This window comes from Lactiplantibacillus plajomi (assembly GCF_005405405.1).
GTDB lineage: Bacteria > Bacillota > Bacilli > Lactobacillales > Lactobacillaceae > Lactiplantibacillus > Lactiplantibacillus plajomi.
In genome coordinates this window covers 1-16,315 of the sequence record NZ_BJDZ01000014.1, presented here as the reverse complement: position 1 = coordinate 16,315, position 16,315 = coordinate 1, and the positions used below count along the sequence as shown (strand labels likewise).

General features: G+C 47.9%; 14 protein-coding genes and 1 pseudogene. All 15 read left to right on the top strand.

Translation table 11 applies throughout. The features are described 5' to 3' along the window. Positions 1–25 precede the first annotated feature (25 nt). A complete protein-coding gene (locus FFM82_RS07235) occupies positions 26–907 on the top strand; it encodes a LysR family transcriptional regulator (protein ID WP_225425642.1) in 882 nt (293 codons plus the stop codon). Between the two features lie 333 nt (positions 908–1,240). Then, positions 1,241–2,976, top strand: a pseudogene (gene spxB, locus FFM82_RS07230) (pyruvate oxidase). Positions 2,977–3,063: 87 nt separating this feature from the next. Beyond that, a complete protein-coding gene (locus tag FFM82_RS07225) occupies positions 3,064–3,930 on the top strand; it encodes an FAD synthetase family protein (protein WP_137645192.1) in 867 nt (288 codons plus the stop codon). Positions 3,931–4,068: 138 nt separating this feature from the next. Beyond that, positions 4,069–4,551, top strand: a complete 483-nt coding sequence (locus FFM82_RS07220) for a GtrA family protein (protein ID WP_137645191.1) — start codon at positions 4,069–4,071, stop codon at positions 4,549–4,551. A 184-nt stretch (positions 4,552–4,735) separates the two neighbouring features. After that, complete coding sequence (locus FFM82_RS07215) at positions 4,736–5,503, top strand: matrixin family metalloprotease (protein ID WP_137645190.1); 768 nt, start codon at positions 4,736–4,738, stop codon at positions 5,501–5,503. Positions 5,504–5,609: 106 nt separating this feature from the next. Further along, complete coding sequence (locus FFM82_RS07210) at positions 5,610–5,828, top strand: P8 family protein (RefSeq protein WP_137645189.1); 219 nt, start codon at positions 5,610–5,612, stop codon at positions 5,826–5,828. Positions 5,829–6,465: 637 nt separating this feature from the next. Beyond that, on the top strand, positions 6,466–7,194 hold the full coding sequence (locus FFM82_RS07205) for a WxL domain-containing protein (protein WP_137645188.1): 729 nt from the start codon (positions 6,466–6,468) through the stop codon (positions 7,192–7,194). Positions 7,195–7,282: 88 nt separating this feature from the next. Continuing rightward, a complete protein-coding gene (locus FFM82_RS07200; RefSeq protein ID WP_137645187.1) occupies positions 7,283–8,335 on the top strand; it encodes a WxLIP family cell surface protein in 1,053 nt (350 codons plus the stop codon). 19 nt (positions 8,336–8,354) lie between these two features. Beyond that, on the top strand, positions 8,355–8,792 hold the full coding sequence (locus FFM82_RS07195; RefSeq protein WP_170178245.1) for an LPXTG cell wall anchor domain-containing protein: 438 nt from the start codon (positions 8,355–8,357) through the stop codon (positions 8,790–8,792). Beyond that, on the top strand, positions 8,789–10,321 hold the full coding sequence (locus tag FFM82_RS07190) for a hypothetical protein (RefSeq protein ID WP_137645185.1): 1,533 nt from the start codon (positions 8,789–8,791) through the stop codon (positions 10,319–10,321). Before FFM82_RS07195 ends, FFM82_RS07190 begins: the two co-directional genes overlap by 4 nt. Positions 10,322–10,732: 411 nt before the next feature. Next, positions 10,733–11,524, top strand: a complete 792-nt coding sequence (locus FFM82_RS07185; protein ID WP_137645184.1) for a WxL domain-containing protein — start codon at positions 10,733–10,735, stop codon at positions 11,522–11,524. 65 nt (positions 11,525–11,589) lie between these two features. Then, positions 11,590–12,633 carry a WxLIP family cell surface protein gene (locus FFM82_RS07180; RefSeq protein WP_137645183.1) on the top strand — a complete coding sequence of 348 codons (1,044 nt, stop codon included), beginning with the start codon at positions 11,590–11,592 and terminating at the stop codon, positions 12,631–12,633. Positions 12,634–12,649: 16 nt separating this feature from the next. Next, positions 12,650–13,021 (top strand): LPXTG cell wall anchor domain-containing protein, encoded by a 372-nt coding sequence (locus tag FFM82_RS07175; RefSeq protein WP_137645182.1) that lies wholly within the window; start codon positions 12,650–12,652, stop codon positions 13,019–13,021. Positions 13,022–13,589: 568 nt separating this feature from the next. Next, positions 13,590–14,552, top strand: coding sequence for an Ig-like domain-containing protein (locus FFM82_RS07170; protein ID WP_137645181.1), 963 nt, complete (start codon positions 13,590–13,592; stop codon positions 14,550–14,552). Positions 14,553–14,606: 54 nt separating this feature from the next. Beyond that, on the top strand, positions 14,607–16,148 hold the full coding sequence (locus tag FFM82_RS07165) for a hypothetical protein (protein WP_137645180.1): 1,542 nt from the start codon (positions 14,607–14,609) through the stop codon (positions 16,146–16,148). The last annotated feature ends 167 nt before the right edge of the window (positions 16,149–16,315 follow it).

Sequence of the window (16,315 nt, the reverse complement as noted above, 5' to 3'; positions counted from 1 at the left end):
GTTAGTAGAAAGGAATGAATTGGTCGTGAATACTCGGGACCTCGCGCTTTTCCGTGCCGTCGTGAAGTACCGCAATTATACCCACGTCGCCGAAAAGTTTGCCGTGTCGCAGCCGGCCGTCAGTCAGGCCATTAAACGCTTGGAACGCAAGTTTGACGCGCCGCTCGTTAAGCAGGACCACGCGCACCAGCAAATGTTGATCACCCAGGCGGGTAAGGTGCTGTACCATAATTCGCAGGCGGTTCAGGAGAGCTTAACACTGACACACCGCGAGATTGAGGCCGCTAAGCAGCCGACAATCCGCTTAGGCATGCCACCCATTTTAGGTGCGATGTTCTTTCCCCAGGTGGCCCACCAGTTACTGGACTGGGGCTGGTTCCAGCAGCTCCAAGTCAGTGAGAAGGGGTCGGCGCGCTTGCTCCGTGATTTAAAGAAAGGCAAGTTGGACGTTGCCTTGGTTGCTTCGGCGCACCCGTTGCACGAACGCGGTGTCCAAACAATCCCGTTAGGTTCGCGACCGTTCGAAGTAATTGTCAGTACGGTTGATCCGATTGCACAACGCGGTAGCATTAGCTTCCAGGAATTAGCTGAGGCCAAATTTATTGGCTTAGATGATAGTTTTATTCATCCACGGGCCTTTGCGGATTACTGCCACGCGGCCGGGGTTACGCCGGAAGTGATTTACCAAACGTCCGACATTACTTGGATGAAGCGCAGCGTGGAAGCCGGTTTGGGGTACGGGTTCCTGGTTCAGGACGCGATTCACCCGGGTGACGGGCTGCGCGGACTACCAATCAGCGACCCGCTGCGCGAAGAATTTCACGTCTCGGTGGTCTACCGCGATGACATGGTTTTGACGCAGCACGACGCCAATCTTTTACAGGTTCTATCAAAGATGGAAGTTTAAAAAGATTTGTCTATTGATTTTTGAGCGAAAAATGATTGCTTTCTGAAAGAAAGAATTGGCTTTTCAGTCAATTCTTTCTTTTTGATATATTATGCTGATATTTTAAATTCTTTTTGGAATCCTTTTTGGTAAAATTTACTTGTTAAAAGTGTCACAGCGCCTAAGCCCTCGTGATAACGGTTTCGATAAGCAAAACTTATAGCGAGCAAAAGATTTGCTTATAGCAATCGGGTGGCGTTAATATAACCTTGTAAGCGATTACAACTACATTATCAAATTTTAAAGCTTTGCATCCTGATGATGCGGAGTGAAAACTGGATGGGAGATTTTATTATGTCAGACAAAATTAGTGGCTCAGATGCAGTCCTGAACGTTATTCAATCCTGGGGCGTTGACCATATCTATGGTTACCCGGGTGGTTCATTTTATTCAACTATGAATGCGCTTCATAACCAAAAAGATCATTTCAAATTTATCCAAGTTCGTCACGAAGAAGCGGGTGCCGTTGCGGCCTCAGCTGATTCTAAGCTAACTGGTCAAATTGGGGTTTGTTTTGGTTCTGCCGGCCCTGGTGCCGTTCACTTATTGAACGGTTTGTATGACGCCAAGATCGATCGGACGCCAGTCTTAGCCATCGTTGCCCAAGTCCCAACTAGCCGGATGAACATCGACTTCTTCCAAGCAATGAACGAAGAACCAATTTTCGATGACGTTGCCGTTTGGAACCGGACTGCGATGACCGCCGAAAGTTTACCAAAATTAACTGATGAAGCGATCCAAGCAGCCTATGAAAAGAAGGGTGTTGCCGTCTTAACGATTCCTAAGGACTTTGGTTGGGCTGAAATCGAAGATAACTTCGTTTCTAACGCTAACACCCACGTCGCACCGGTTTACCCAGAACCAGCCAAGAAGAGTGTTGACGAAGCCGTTAAGTTGATCAACGACGCCAAGTCACCATTAATCTACTTTGGTTTAGGTGCCAAGGACGCGCCGATGAATTGAAGGAAGCTTCAGACAAGTTCAAGATGCCAGTTCTTTCATCAGTCTTAGCTAAGGGTGTCTTAGATGACAAGTTCCCTGCATACTTAGGCTCAACTGGACGGGTTGCTTCGAAGCCGGGTGCCGAAATTGGTTTCGGAACTGACTTGATCGTTTGGGTCGGTAACGACGTACCATTTAGTATCTTCCTGTTCAACAAGAAGGCTAAGGTTATCCAAATCGATATCGAAAGCACTAAGTTAGGTAAGCGTCGTCACGCCGACGTGCCAATGTTAGCTGATGCGAAGAAAGCATTGCGGGCCATCATTGATGCCGGTAAAGAAAAGGAAGCTAGCTCCTTCTACAAGGCAGCCATTGCTGACAAAGAAAACTGGGTCAAGTGGCAAGATAGCTTCAAAGACAGCGATCAAATGCCAGTTCGTCCAGAACCAATCTTTGACGTTTTGAACAAGACGGCTAGTGACCGGGCCATCTTCGGTGTTGACGTTGGTAACATCAACATCAACTTCCAACGCTTAGTTGACATGCACGATGATCAAAAGTGGGTTACTTCTGGGAAATACGCAACGATGGGCTTCGGTGCCCCAGCTGCCATTGCGGCTAAGGTTGCTTTCCCAGACCGTGACGTTTACAGCTTAAGCGGTGATGGTGGTTTCGCCATGTTAATGGAAGAAATCCTAACCCAAGTTAAGTACAACTTACACATCGTTAACGTGGTCTTCTCAAACGAAACCTTAGGCTACATTGAAGCGGAACAAACTGACGACAGTCACCAACCATTATCAGGGGTTGATTTGCCAGCAACTGACTGGGCAACCGTTGCTAAGGGGATGGGTGCTGAAGCCTACACCGCAACGACTAAGGCTGAATTCCAAGCAGCCATGGACGCCGCTCAAAAGACTGACAAACCAGTTCTGATCGACGTTAAGTTAACGCACGAAATGCCATTTACGACTGAGCACATGTTCATCGACTCAGCATGGCAAGATCAAACCAAGATTGATGAATTCGTCAAGAAGTACCAAGCACAAGATTTGAAGCCATTCAGTTACTTTATGAAACAGGCGTAATCTTTTCTAAGTGACCAACGTACCAACCAAAAGCGCCCGCCTTGTGTGCCCGGGCGCTTTTGTCAAACCTGACGGGAGGGAACTATCGTGGAAGTAGTTCGGTTAAATAAACAACGATTAGCGACGATGCCAAAGCCGGCGCGGCAAGTGATTGCCCTAGGATTTTTTGACGGGGTCCATAAGGGGCATCAACGGGTGATTGCCCGTGCGCGTCAGCTGGCTGACGAACGCCACGTGCCGCTCGCGGTAATGACGTTTAACCGCCACGTTTCGCGGGTCTTTAATACGAGCCGCACCACGGACTTCCGTTACCTGAATACCATTAGTCAGAAATTGGCCTTACTAGCTCAAAACCACGTCGATACGACTTACGTGATTGATTTTGACCGTGACTTTGCCGGGATTGCGCCGGAGAAGTTCGTCAACGCCTACCTGATTGGCTTAAATGCCTGTGGGGTTGTCGGCGGCTTTGATTACACGTTTGGTCGCGGTGGTCAGGCGGGCATCGGGGACATGCCGGGGTTTAATCACCAGGCATTTGACGTCGCCATCGTGGCTGAATTAGACCAGGCCCGTCAAAAGATTGGATCAACTCAAATTCGGAGCTTGATTAAGCACGGTCAGATCAACCGGGCGAACGCTCTCCTAGGACACCGCTATGCATTGGCGGGTCAATTAGTTCGCTTGGATGACCGGCCGGTGGCGCGTCTAAATATGGCGAGTCGCTTACAACAACTCCCACCGCGCGGGGCTTATGATTGTCAGCTAAAACTGGGCAATCTCAACTTGACGGGGGTCCTGCACGTGACCGACCACGGCTTATTCGTGGAATCGGTCGGGCTGTTGAAAGATCAGTTATTTATGGCTAATGGTTACCGTAAGCTCGAAGTGGCAATCGTTCAGCAACACGTGACCAAACAGGTGGCGTTTCCTGAACAGATTGCGGCGATTTAGCGGGCAACGTCTACCCGCAGCTGCGCCTTTTCTAGCCAAGTTGTGCTAAAATTAATGAAGTTGGGTTAATGTTAGCGGAAACTTAGCCCCGCGGTTCATTCGTGAACCGGTACTTTTTAATTGAAAGGTGTGGGGATAATGCCCAAACAAAAAACGGCGCCCGAAACGCAGGATGCGACGATGGAAGAAATGATTGAGCCGGTTGCGGAACTCGACAGTGATTTATTGTCGTCCAAGCAACAAACCCGTAACCAAGCGATTCGCTACGTTTTATGGGGCTTGATCAGTGTTGTGGTGAACTTCGTGACTTTCTTCGTCATGAATCAGGTGCTGCACGTTGAGTATCAGATTTCGAACGCAACGGCCTGGGTGTTAAGTGTTCAGGTGGCGTTTTGGGTCGACCGCTTGTTGGTTTTCAAACACCATTCGAGTTACCCGTTTCGGGAAATGGGCAAGTTTTACGCGACTAGAATTGCGACTTACCTGATTGAAACGTTGGTCCTTTGGATTGGTATTTCGCTTTTGACGACGCCGGCCACGCCAACGAAGTTAGTTGGACAGGCCTGTGCCTTAATTGGAAACTTCTTTCTATCAAAACTATTCGTATTTCAAAATAAATAAACGAGACGGTGCCACGCTAACGACGGGTTAGCTGGCACCGTTTTTGGTGTGATGTAAATAATTCGTAAAGTTTGTTAGGATTAGCTCAATTTGCGGACTTAAAAGTTTTCAGCGGCAAAAAAATGGGTGATAATGAGTTTTACGGAACTAGTTACTGTAGCATTATGAAAAAGGGGAACCGAACTTGAGAGTATTGAAACGACTTTGCTGGGCGTTGATCCTAATCGTGGCCGCCGGTTGGGGTTATCAAAATCGTGCGACCGTGGTGCCCCAAGCCGCGGCCATCATCACCAACGCCCGTACCAACTTGAGTGCAGCGTTAAGCGGCCGACTCGGAAGTCGCTTACAGGATGCGGCTTCTGCGGATTCATCAACGACTCAGAACCAACGCACTAGTAGTCAGGCAAACGCCACTAGCCAGTCACGAGCGAGTTCGCAGTCAACGACTAGTACGACGACCGCGGCCACACCAATTGAATCGATCGTTCAAAATACGACCTTGGCGAAAACTTACTATTATCATTTTGATTCGCAATTATCCGCGGCGGGACGGCGCGTTTTTAAGGACGCGGTAGCGACCTACAACCAAACCGGATTAGTTAATTTAGTCCCTGGGAAGGCGAGTGGTCATCAAAATAGTGTGACCTTTTCGGTTTACTATAAAAAGATGCCGACGGGCGATACGACCATCGAACTGGGGCACGGGGGGCCACAAATTACTAAGCAGGTTAGTTGGCGTGGGACGACCTATTGGAACACCGCCACCGCCAGCTTGAATGGTGATTACGGCGCCGCTTATAGTAAGGCGGTCGCGGTACACGAATTGGGCCACGCGCTCGGCTTGGATCACAGTCAGTCGACCGCCTCGGTCATGTACCCGGTCAGCCAGGGGCGGAGCGTGTTGTCCAGTGAAGACGTTGCGGCGTTAAAGATAATTTACCAAGCGAGCTAATCGGTCAGCTAACAATCGCTTAAAAATTCAAACCAATTTTAGCCACTTCGGAAAAAGTGATTTATACTAGAGGTGTACCAAAATTTAGAAAGGAAGTTGTTTTAGGATGGCTGAAAATGTGGAAATGACCAGTTTATTGGATGAAAAGATGTCAGATGTCTTTGATTGGAGCGACTCCAAGTTACCTGTTCGCGATGCGATTTGGAATCATTTCATGGACGATGACAACCATAATACTGACAAGACCGCGGATGAAGTCGCGCCTTATATGAGTATGGATGAAGCTAAGCTTAAGAGCGAAGTTGAAAAACTCCTAAAGGCTTAACTAACACAACTTGCATCGCAACGGGTCCGGCTACTTTAAGTAGCCGGACTTTTTTGTATTGTCTTTAATTATGTTTAAATTAATTAAATTAATGATGAAATAAAGTGAAAAGTGGGTTATTCGGGGTGTTCATACGGTTTTGATCGGCATAAAAATAGTCCTGAATAATATTTAATATAAATGAATGTAATAATAAAACCCAACGTTATTCGTTTATATACATACATGGTAATTGGTTCATGATCACTATATAAAACGTTAATTGTCGTGAAAACATAGAATTATTATTGATAATAACTGTAGTTAAGATATAAAAATTAGATGTAAGTAAACTGCGGTAATCAATTTTTATGCAATTAAACGAATGGCTTTAAACTGTTGCAATCAGGTTATTTAATAGGCCTAGACAGCTGTTTGTAAAGGATTTGCTTTTTTTGATTGTTGATAAACGGATGATTATTACATTAATTTTTCGAAATAAAATACATTTTTAAAATTATTTTTATCAGTGTAAATGCTTGATACTATTCAGTTTGTTAGGGGGTTAGTTAGTATAACTGGGTAATGAACACTTGATATTAAAGATTAATGTGGTAAATTATAAATACAGTAATTATAAAAAAGGGGATGTCACATAATGAAAAAGGTTTTGAGTAGTTTATTGATGACGGGGACGTTGCTATTGACGGCGGCTGCACCATTGGTTGCGAACGCTGAGTCCGTACCGAACACAACTGGTAAGACGGACGTAACGGCGAGCTTTACGGGAAACACAAACCCAGTAACGCCGGTTGACCCTGACGACCCGAACAAACCGGTCGATCCGGATCCTGGTACCAATGGTTCAACTTCTGGTAACGAAGGTGGCGGTCAGCTTTCACTGATCTACGCACCAAAGACGTTTAACTTCGGTAGCCACCAAATTGACGTGTTAAATGACCAATCTTACGCGTTGGACACGTCCGATACGACCATTAAGACTTCACTTTGGGGTAGTGCCAACAACGTTGTGCTCGAAGTTTCCGACGTGCGTGGGACTAACGCTGGGTGGAACTTGACGGCCAGCGGCTCAGAATTGAAAAGCGGTGACGATAAATTAGTCGGTGCATCAATTACGTTACCAGGTGGGGACGTAACGGCCAGTGGCGCTACTAAGACTAACGGTGCGGTCTCAGTTGCGGCTAAGTTAGCAACTACCGGCGAAGCCCAAACGGTCTTGAACGCCGCTGCCGGCAACGGTGCTGGGGTGACAGTTGATCAAATCAAACCATCCGAGATTAAGTTAAACGTGCCTGCCAACACGGCTAAGGCCCAAACTTACACCGGTTCAATCAACTGGAATTTAAGTGACACACCTGCACAATAATTTATAAGTCAACTTAACCAACGAAGATGGCCATGTAACTTTGTGGGCATCTTCTTTACATATTAACTGGAGGGGGAGTAGGACAAGCATGCAAATTCAAATGAAACGGTGGTTCGTCGTGGCCTTGGGCGTGGCCCTTGGGATTGGTTGGGGCACCCGCGCTCAGGCGGCCAAGCAAACGACTAATCAAAATGCGATCGGGTTCAGCGTTGCGGCGACGATTCCCCGTAACCAGTTAGATCAAAAGCAATCGTACTTCGATTTAAAAATGAAGACGGGGCAAACGCAGACGCTTAAAACGACGATTTATAACTCGACCAATCGTGATATTGAGGTCGCAACGGCCATTCATACCGCCTATACCAATACGAACGGCATCATCGAATACGTTCAACCGGCCAAGACCTTTGATGCGTCGCTAAAGGTCAAAATGAGTGACGTAACTAAGGTCAACGGCCCGGCGAAAGTCACGGTACCGGCTAAAGGATTGAAAGTCGTGACGGCCAAGGTAACGATGCCGGCGAAGCCGTTTCATGGTGTGGTCCTAGGTGGTTGGTACTTTAAGCGTGTCGATCAAAAGGTGACCGGTGCCGTCAAGGGAACGACCAACATCAGTAACCAGTATTCCTACGTCATTGGGCTTAAATATACGAGCGGCAAGGTCCCGGCACCGGTTCTGAAACTGGACAAAGTTAAAGCCGGGCTGGCCAACAGCCACCGCGGGATCATCCCCTATTTACGTAACACTTCGGCGGTCATCATTCCTAAGCTAAAGCTTAGCACCACTATTAGTAAAGCTGACGGAACGACCGTTAAAAAAGCGACTAAAGAGAACGTCCAGCTGGCACCGAATAGTACCTTCAAGTACCCGTTATTACTAGGTGATCAGGAGTTAAAGGCTGGTCGCTACCACCTACACATGGTGGCTAAGAATCAGGATCACCGCTGGGTATTTGACCGCGACTTTACCATTTCTAAGCAGGACGCCAAGCACTATAACCAAAAATCTGTCGATAATCGCGGAATCAGCGTCATCTGGTTCATCGTTTTAGGTGCACTGGCGATGCTAGTCATTGGTTTACTGCTAATTTGGCTGTTCTTCTTGATTCGCAAACGGAAGCAACGGAAAACGGATGATTAACGAAAGCGGGGGAATCACGGTGAAAAGGTTAATACAAGTTTTGATGCTTGCGAGCGCCTGGTGTGTATTTGGCCTAAGCGCCCAGGCTGATACGACCGGCACGACTAACGTTCAGACGAGCTTTTACGCGGGCCCGGCGACGGGGACTAGTCACCACGCGGGCAACGCGCAAATTCCGGCGGGGCAACAACCTACGCGGGTACCAGCGACCGGTGCAACGGGGAATGACCATCGGGGTTCGGCGAGCGGACGTCAAACAACAACGGCGAACGCTGCACGGCCAACGACCTTAAAAGACTGGTTGGCCCAGGCGACCGACGCGGGGCGGTTACCCCAAACGTCCGAACAACGGGCTTGGCTATTCGGTCTGTTAGGCGGACTACTACTGATTGCCGCAATTTTAGGCCGGCTGATTTGGCGTGAGCTGCGGTCAAAAAAGCGGGGGTGGCTAGTATGAAATTAAGTAGATGGCTAAAACGATTAATCGTGGTGACGGCGGCGGTCGGCTTGGTGTTGAGCACGGGGGTGCCGGCACTGGCAGCAGACGTCACCCTGCCCGATGCAAGTGGTGATCGATTGGCAGTTGATGAGGAAAATCGTGGGGACACGTCGTTATCGGAATATCCAACACTTAATAGTGTTACGGCAGACGGGGTAGTTAACGGCCGGATTACAACGAATACTAAAACAATCACGGCAACCTTTTCCGGGACAATGACGGCTAGTTCTGAAATTACGTCGTTCTATTTTGACTTAGAAACGGATGACGGAACGTCGGTCGTCAAATCGGGAACCCCAACTCTTTATAACAGAGACAATAACGATTCAATGGGGAAAACAACGGCCAATATCTCGATTTATGGAAAAACAATTATTGGTGGTTTTCTTTATGACACAGGGAAACCAATTAGCCAGACTTTTTCCGTTGATATGAGCGACATTAATACGAAAACACCGTTGCACGTTGCCGTTGTCTTCACATCAACAAAAGATGGCACGCGGCTGAACCGTTATAGCTTTGCAACCTTTAAGACGAATGCGTTGTACCCGACCATCACTAACAAGCAGATTACCCCAAGTACAACGACGATTACGGGGACCGGGACTCCCGGTAACCAAATCATCAGTAACGTGACCAGTGGTCCGGTGACCGTTAAAGCTGACGGAACGTTTGAATTAACGTTAGCCACCGGGGCGCTGAAAGACGTTAAGACGGTGACCGTTACCGAGTATAATGATTTCGGGGACAAGGGGACGGCTAGCGCGCCCGTTGATAATAGTTTGACGATTGCGGTCGCCAAGCCCGATTTAACCTTAACTGCGGCACAACGGATGCAACTAGCTAGTATGACGGACGGTGATTTTATCAAGTGGTTGGTGGACAACGCCGAAGTAACGGCCAAGGACATTGACGGCAGCGCGGATGGGATTACTTACAATGCGACGACCAGTGACCTCGCCAGCCAGCTGAAGCAAGTTGCGGCGGGAGGTACGTTTAAAGTCGACCTGCACGCCGTTAAGGGAACCACCCAGTCCGAGAATAAGACGATTACGTTGAAGGTGCCGGGAACTTTATCGTTTGGTACCTACTCAACAAAGATTAGTTTTGGGACGGCCGCGAACCCGTTAGAAGTACCAACTAGGGAAACGCTGTTCGCGCCGAATACGGCCTGGGACGTCAACGTTGAAGATTCCCGGACGACCGGTTCGCCGTGGTCGGTCCACGCGACCGCAGCGCCAATGGTGGCGGCCAACGATGCCAGTCGTCAATTGGACGGCAACTTGGTTTACCGTGACGGCGACAATGTTCAGGATTTAACTCAGGGCGTCCTGATCAGCAGTGGTACCAAGCAAGCGGACGTCAGCACGACCAACGTCACGAAGGACTGGTCCGCAACTAAGGGTATTTTCCTCCAGGTCCAACCAACGATGTACGCTACGGATTATACCGGGGCTGTTAATTGGACGTTACAAGATACACCGTAATTTAACTTAATTTGAAACGGGCACTCGCAAGGTTGCGGGCGCCCGTTTTGTTGATTGAGGAGGTTAAATGATTAGGATAATATCTAAATCAGTCCGGTATCAGTGAAAAGTGGAATTGGCCGAAAAAAACTGTGCGAAATACCGGTAAATTGATTACTAATGTAAACGTTAGGAACGCTGCTAACAATGCGTTTTAATCGGCTTGGCGTGCTAACAATTTAGTAATAATAAAATAAGTCAAACACGAAATTAAAATAAAAATTTTTGTGGGGCTTAGCAATTGATACGATTGACTTTTATACGCAAGCAAAGAACTGCATAAAAGGTTAATGGCTTTTAATTATTTCAAAAGGTGTTAAATTATAGTCGTAGTTGATTGTTAGGTAAGTTTTAAAACATGGGGGGATTTTTATGCGTAGAGGGTTTGAAGGTTTATTGTTCGCAAGTGTTTTATTGTTAGGCACCAGCGCATCAACGGTTGTCCGGGCCGCAACGACTGATGGAGAGACACCAGTGCTGCAACAAACAGGGACGACGAAGGCCAGTGCGGTATTTAAAGCACCAACCACACCAGCTACTCCCGTTGATCCAAATCATCCGGACACGTCGGTGACGGATACGGACACCAACGGTGCTGGTAAGCCGGAAGGGGCAACTGGTTTAGCATTGGTTTGGGCGCCGAAGACCTTAGATTTTGGGACCCAGGAAATTAACTTATTGAAGCCGGTGTCATATACCGCTGCGGGGACGATTGCGGGTTCTGATAAGCCGGCGACCGCGGGTAACACAACGAGTACAATGAAAACGACGGACACAACGGCTAGTAAAGTGACTGGTGTTCAGGTTTCTGACGAACGGGGGACGAACAACGGCTGGCACTTAACGGTGGCAGGAACCGCGTTAACCTTGGAGAATACCAACCAAACGGCCAAAGGGGTGACGGTTACGTTGCCGGCGGGCGCATTAGTGAACTCGGGGGCGGTCGAAGCCAGCGACAACGGTGCGCAGGCCTTTGGCGCCAAAGTTAACATGGATGGTAGTAGTACGGGCGTTAAAATTCTGTCTGCCGGTCAAGGCTATGGGGCTGGTACAACGGTTGACAAGATGAATCCTAGCGACGTTACCTTGGATGTCCCAGCCAATGCCGTGCAAACGGGGACTTACACGGGAAGTTTGACTTGGACGTTGACGGATGGTGAATAATTTTGGGGAGGTGCGCGTGCGCATCTCTTTTACATAGATAAAAGTCTAACGGAGGGGGAGTTGGAATGCGATGGTACGGATGGACTAGATGGGGGCGTTTATTTTTAGTGGTGGTCGGTGGATTGTTAACGGGGCCGGTGGTTAGCCAAGCCGCTACGACGAACGCAGTGGGCTTTACGGTTAAGGCTCAGTTACCCAAAAATCAAGCGGATCAACGCCACAGTTTCTTCGACTTGAACATGGCAGTCGGGCAGCAGCAGACCCTAAAAGCTATGATCAGCAATATAACGAACCGGGACATTAAAGTACGAATGGGGATTAACACCGCCTACACGAATGGTAGCGGAATAATTGAATACTTAACCCCGGCCAAAAGTTTGGACCCGTCGCTGAAGGTTGCAGTCAGTAAGGTGACTAAATTAACTGGCCCGAAAACCGTGACGGTTCCGGCTAACGGATCAAAAACGGTCAGTGCGCAAGTGCAATTACCAAACCAGGAGCTGAACGGTACTTTACTAGGTGGTTGGTATTTTAAGTGGCTCAATGAAAAGGTTACGGGGAGCGTTAAGGGCTCGACTAACATAACGAATGAGTACGCCTACGTGATTGGTCTTAAGTATCGGTTGGGCCACGAACCAACGCCAAACTTGAAGCTGGGAGCCGTGCAAGCGGGACTGGTGAACTATCACCGGGGAATTTTAATCGATTTACGCAACCCGACTGCTACGGTGATTTCCGGCCTGACCACCGACACGACGATTAAGAATCGTGCCACCGGCGAAGTCCTTAAACACGTTAGTAAATCACAAGTCAAAATGGCACCCAACACGCTCTACCGGGCACCAATTTTAACTGGTAGTCAACGCTTACGCGCCGGTCAGTACCACTTGCACCTAGCCGCACATAATCAGGCTCACCGTTGGATATTCGACCGCGATTTTGAGATTACTGATCAGGCGGTTAAGAAGTATAACCGCACCGCAGTCGATAATCGCGGGATTAGTATTTGGTGGCTCGTTGGCCTGGGAGCGTTAGCGATGCTTGTGTTTGTGATGATTATTGTGTGGATTTTCTTAATGGTTAGGAAGCGTCACCGATACGCAGATTAGTGAGGGGGAGAGGACAATGAAACGCCTCGTTGTGAGTTTGATCAGTACAGTGCTGTTAACCGTTGGCTTTGGCACACCAGTTCGGGCTGAAACGGGTCCGGCTAGTAAAACCCAGATTCAGTTTTATCGGGGAAAGCCGCAACCGCCGCAACCGTCAACCCACCAAGTACCGAGTGGGCAAGTTGCCTACCAAGTGACGGATAAGCATGATGAATCAACGGGGCTTACGCGTTGGATCGACCGCACCGGTGCCATTAGATTGCCACAAACCGGAGAACAGATTACGGTGATTTACTTGGTGACGGGAGGCTTGTTATTGGTCGCAACCGGGTTGGGAGTCAGTCTATGGCGACTAGGGAGTGAGGTGAAGGCCCGTGAGAAGCGCTAGCCGATTAAAAAGTTATTTAGTGGTGGGCTTGCTGGGCATCGGATTAGCGTTAGTTGCGACGTGGTCACCAGTCAGCGCGGCCACGGTGAATCCGGATTTTGTGACTATTTTTGATTATAATTATAATCAAAAAGCGAACGTTCTCGGTCGGCCAGTACCCGGTGGCATAGATTATCCCCGACTTTTAAGGGTTCAGGCTAATAATACACTGGATCAGCACCTAACCAATCAAACAACTCAGCTTAGGATTAAAATGGATGGACAAATTCAGCTGAAAGATCATGATCGTAAAATCCAACGAGTTTACTTTGACGTTATGCAAGAACCGTCAAATGATGACTTGGTCACGAAATCTTTGTTATCAAGCCCAGTGGATGCGAACAGTCGTGATAATTTTAAACCTCCTTTTTTTAGCTTAGATTCGCAGTACAGTGTGGATATCGGAAATAACGGTAATGGTTCCGAAAAGACCGTCAACGTTAAAATTAATCCGAAAACGGATTTTCCAATTTACGTGGGCTTTCGAATAATTCTGAATGAAAATGATCCAGAGGGGTATACCTATCAAATGTGGAAATTTGAACGGCCAGGATTACCGCAACCAACCCTAGATCCAGTGCACACGGTTGATACCAGCCTAAAAGGGACGGGCACAGCCGGCAACTCGGTAACTGCGACCGTTAATGGAGAAACACAAACGGCGACGGTGGCGGCAGATGGTCGTTACCAACTGACTTTTGCCCAGCCGATTAGCACGAACAATCAAACGGTGCTCGTTACAGAGATGGAAAATTCGAATGCGGATGTTTTCACGGGAGAACACGCTAGTGTCACTGGTGAGGTTTTGGCGTTACCAACGGTTAGTCCAACGACGGCCACGATTGAGTATACGGCTGACGATTTGAACAACTTGGAAGGGAAATCCCAACAAGAGGTCGTAAACTGGATAGCTCAAAAGGCTAACTTAAAGGCTACGGGTGCGGATAATTTAGTCTTTATGACCGAATCGGTTGACGCCTTGCAGATACTAAAAGTGGCCCAAAAGACTGGATCGACGCAGTTTAAAATATACGCACAGACGAAAGAGGGTCAGAAATCATCAGCGGCCACGGTTATCGCAAAATATGCTGGCGGTATCTTAGCATTTGGGGCAGTTCCGGAACAAGTTGATTTTGGGACTTTTGAATTGCCACGGTTACAGTCACAAAAGCATTGGTTGGCAAATTCCAGTCAGTTAGTGGTTCGGGACACTCGTACCGGTGCCAAGCATTGGCAACTATCGGCCAAGCTGATTAAATCAGCGGTGAACGGTCAGTCGTTTAAAGGCCAGCTATGTTACCAAGATGCCGAGCACCCGTTATCGGATGCGGCGTCCTTAATAAAAGCGGGTCAGGGTATCGGTGATGAAATTGTTCGACTAGATGGTGCGCAAGGACTGTATTTGAACGTGCAACCGCATAACTTGGCCGGTACTTACGCGGGTGAAATTGAGTGGACGTTACAAGATGTCCCCGGCCAGAACGGTGGTTAATGGATCGGTTATTATTTGAACAATCAATGATGAAAAGAAGGGGGAGGCTAACCAGTGAAAAATTATCAACATTGGTGGATTGGTATCATTAGTACCGTTGGTTGTGTGTTTCTGCTAATCGGGTGGCATCCGGTTCGAGGAAACGCCGCAACGTTAAATCCGAACTTTGTGGATATCAATTTTGTAAGCGATAATGGTAACCCGATCGGTGCGATGGTGCCCAATGGAATTGCGACTTACCCAAAAGTAGTTAAGGTTGCGGCTAACAACACGATTGATGGGCAAATAACTAATAAAACCACGCAATTTCGGATTACGTTGGATGGTTCGCTAGCGTTGTCGGCGAGTGATCAGGTGATGAACGCTGCGTATTTTGATTTGATGGCTGATGAGAACCCAGATACTATTAATCTGATAGAGCCGGAGCCAGACTACGTGGGTCAGTCGTTGCGGGCGACGCCTTTTGATCCTAAAACCAATGATAATCTGTTAATTAATCAAGAAAATGGTGTAAACAGGATTGACTTTGGGAGAACCCAAAAAGTTGTCAACGTCAGCGTTGACCCGCAACAATATGGTAGCGTTGCCGTTGGCGTTCGTTTTTTTATTAAGGAACAGGATCAGTATAAGAGTTACGCCATTGAAGTTGGCCACGTTAAGCCTGAGGTAACCAATCCCGAGCTTCCGAGCACAATTTCTGCTACGGAGAGTCAGATTAGCGGAAAGGGTAAGCCAGGGTACGGTATTGAGGCGACGATTAACGGTCAGCTTGTGATGACTCAGGTTCAGCCCAGCGGTGATTTTACACTAAGATGGAAACAACCAATCGGCAATCAGAATTCGGAAATTACGGTAATTCAGAAATCGCCAGACGTGTATGGCACACACACCGGGGCACACGGGCAAACCACGGTTAGGGTTCAGCCCGTTCTACCTACGATTAGTCCGGCGACGGCTAACGTTCAGTTTACGAACGCGGATTTGACAGCACTTGAAGGTCAGTCGAATCAAGATATCGTCAACTGGCTGGCGAACCGGGCACAGTTACAAGCAAGCGTTATCGGTGGAACGGCCTTAAAACTGATTGCTAACCCTAACGATGTGTTACAGCAGCTTAAAGCAGCTAAGATAAACGGCCCCGCTACGTTTAAAATTACCGCGCAAGATGTAAATGGCAACGCTTCGCAGCCGGCAACGGTTACTGCGACCTACGTCGGCGGTGAGTTGGCATTCGGTAAGGTCCCCGCAAGTGTGGACTTTGGTAGTTGTGAGTTACCAATGTACCAAGCTAAACAATTGGCATTGACCGGATCCTCAGAACTAACGGTCGCGGATACCCGTCCCGGAAGTAATGAGTGGCAATTGATGGCGACCTTATCCAAATCAACGGTTAACGGACAACCATTTAAGGGGCAACTCTTATTTGGTGATCTAACGTTAAGTGAAAAGGAAACCTTGATCACGGATAGCCAGCGTAGTAATGGCACCATTGGCCTAGCCGGTGATAAGGGCTTGCGGTTGAACGTACAACCGCAAAATGTTGCTGGACAGTATGAAGGCATTATAAATTGGACGCTGAGTGATGTTCCGAGTTGATTCCCAGAAAAATTGTGAAGTAGATTATCTTGTATATGGCACATTAAAGCGGGTCAATAATGATTCTAAGAACGTGTTTGGATACTTTGACATTCGATTTGATTTTAGTTAAATTAGATCAAAAACAGGAGTTTTTAATCCATGAAAAGCTTTGCACACCATTATAG

Excerpts from the sequence above, each read along its gene's own strand:
- FFM82_RS07175 (WP_137645182.1), top strand. The coding sequence starts at position 12,650 with ATGAAACGCCTCGTTGTGAGTTTGATCAGTACAGTGCTGTTAACCGTT.
- FFM82_RS07170 (WP_137645181.1), top strand. The coding sequence starts at position 13,590 with ATGTGGAAATTTGAACGGCCAGGATTACCGCAACCAACCCTAGATCCA.
- FFM82_RS07185 (WP_137645184.1), top strand. The coding sequence starts at position 10,733 with ATGCGTAGAGGGTTTGAAGGTTTATTGTTCGCAAGTGTTTTATTGTTA.
- FFM82_RS07205 (WP_137645188.1), top strand. The coding sequence starts at position 6,466 with ATGAAAAAGGTTTTGAGTAGTTTATTGATGACGGGGACGTTGCTATTG.
- FFM82_RS07200 (WP_137645187.1), top strand. The coding sequence starts at position 7,283 with ATGCAAATTCAAATGAAACGGTGGTTCGTCGTGGCCTTGGGCGTGGCC.
- FFM82_RS07210 (WP_137645189.1), top strand. The coding sequence starts at position 5,610 with ATGGCTGAAAATGTGGAAATGACCAGTTTATTGGATGAAAAGATGTCA.
- FFM82_RS07220 (WP_137645191.1), top strand. The coding sequence starts at position 4,069 with ATGCCCAAACAAAAAACGGCGCCCGAAACGCAGGATGCGACGATGGAA.
- FFM82_RS07190 (WP_137645185.1), top strand. The coding sequence starts at position 8,789 with ATGAAATTAAGTAGATGGCTAAAACGATTAATCGTGGTGACGGCGGCG.
- FFM82_RS07180 (WP_137645183.1), top strand. The coding sequence starts at position 11,590 with ATGCGATGGTACGGATGGACTAGATGGGGGCGTTTATTTTTAGTGGTG.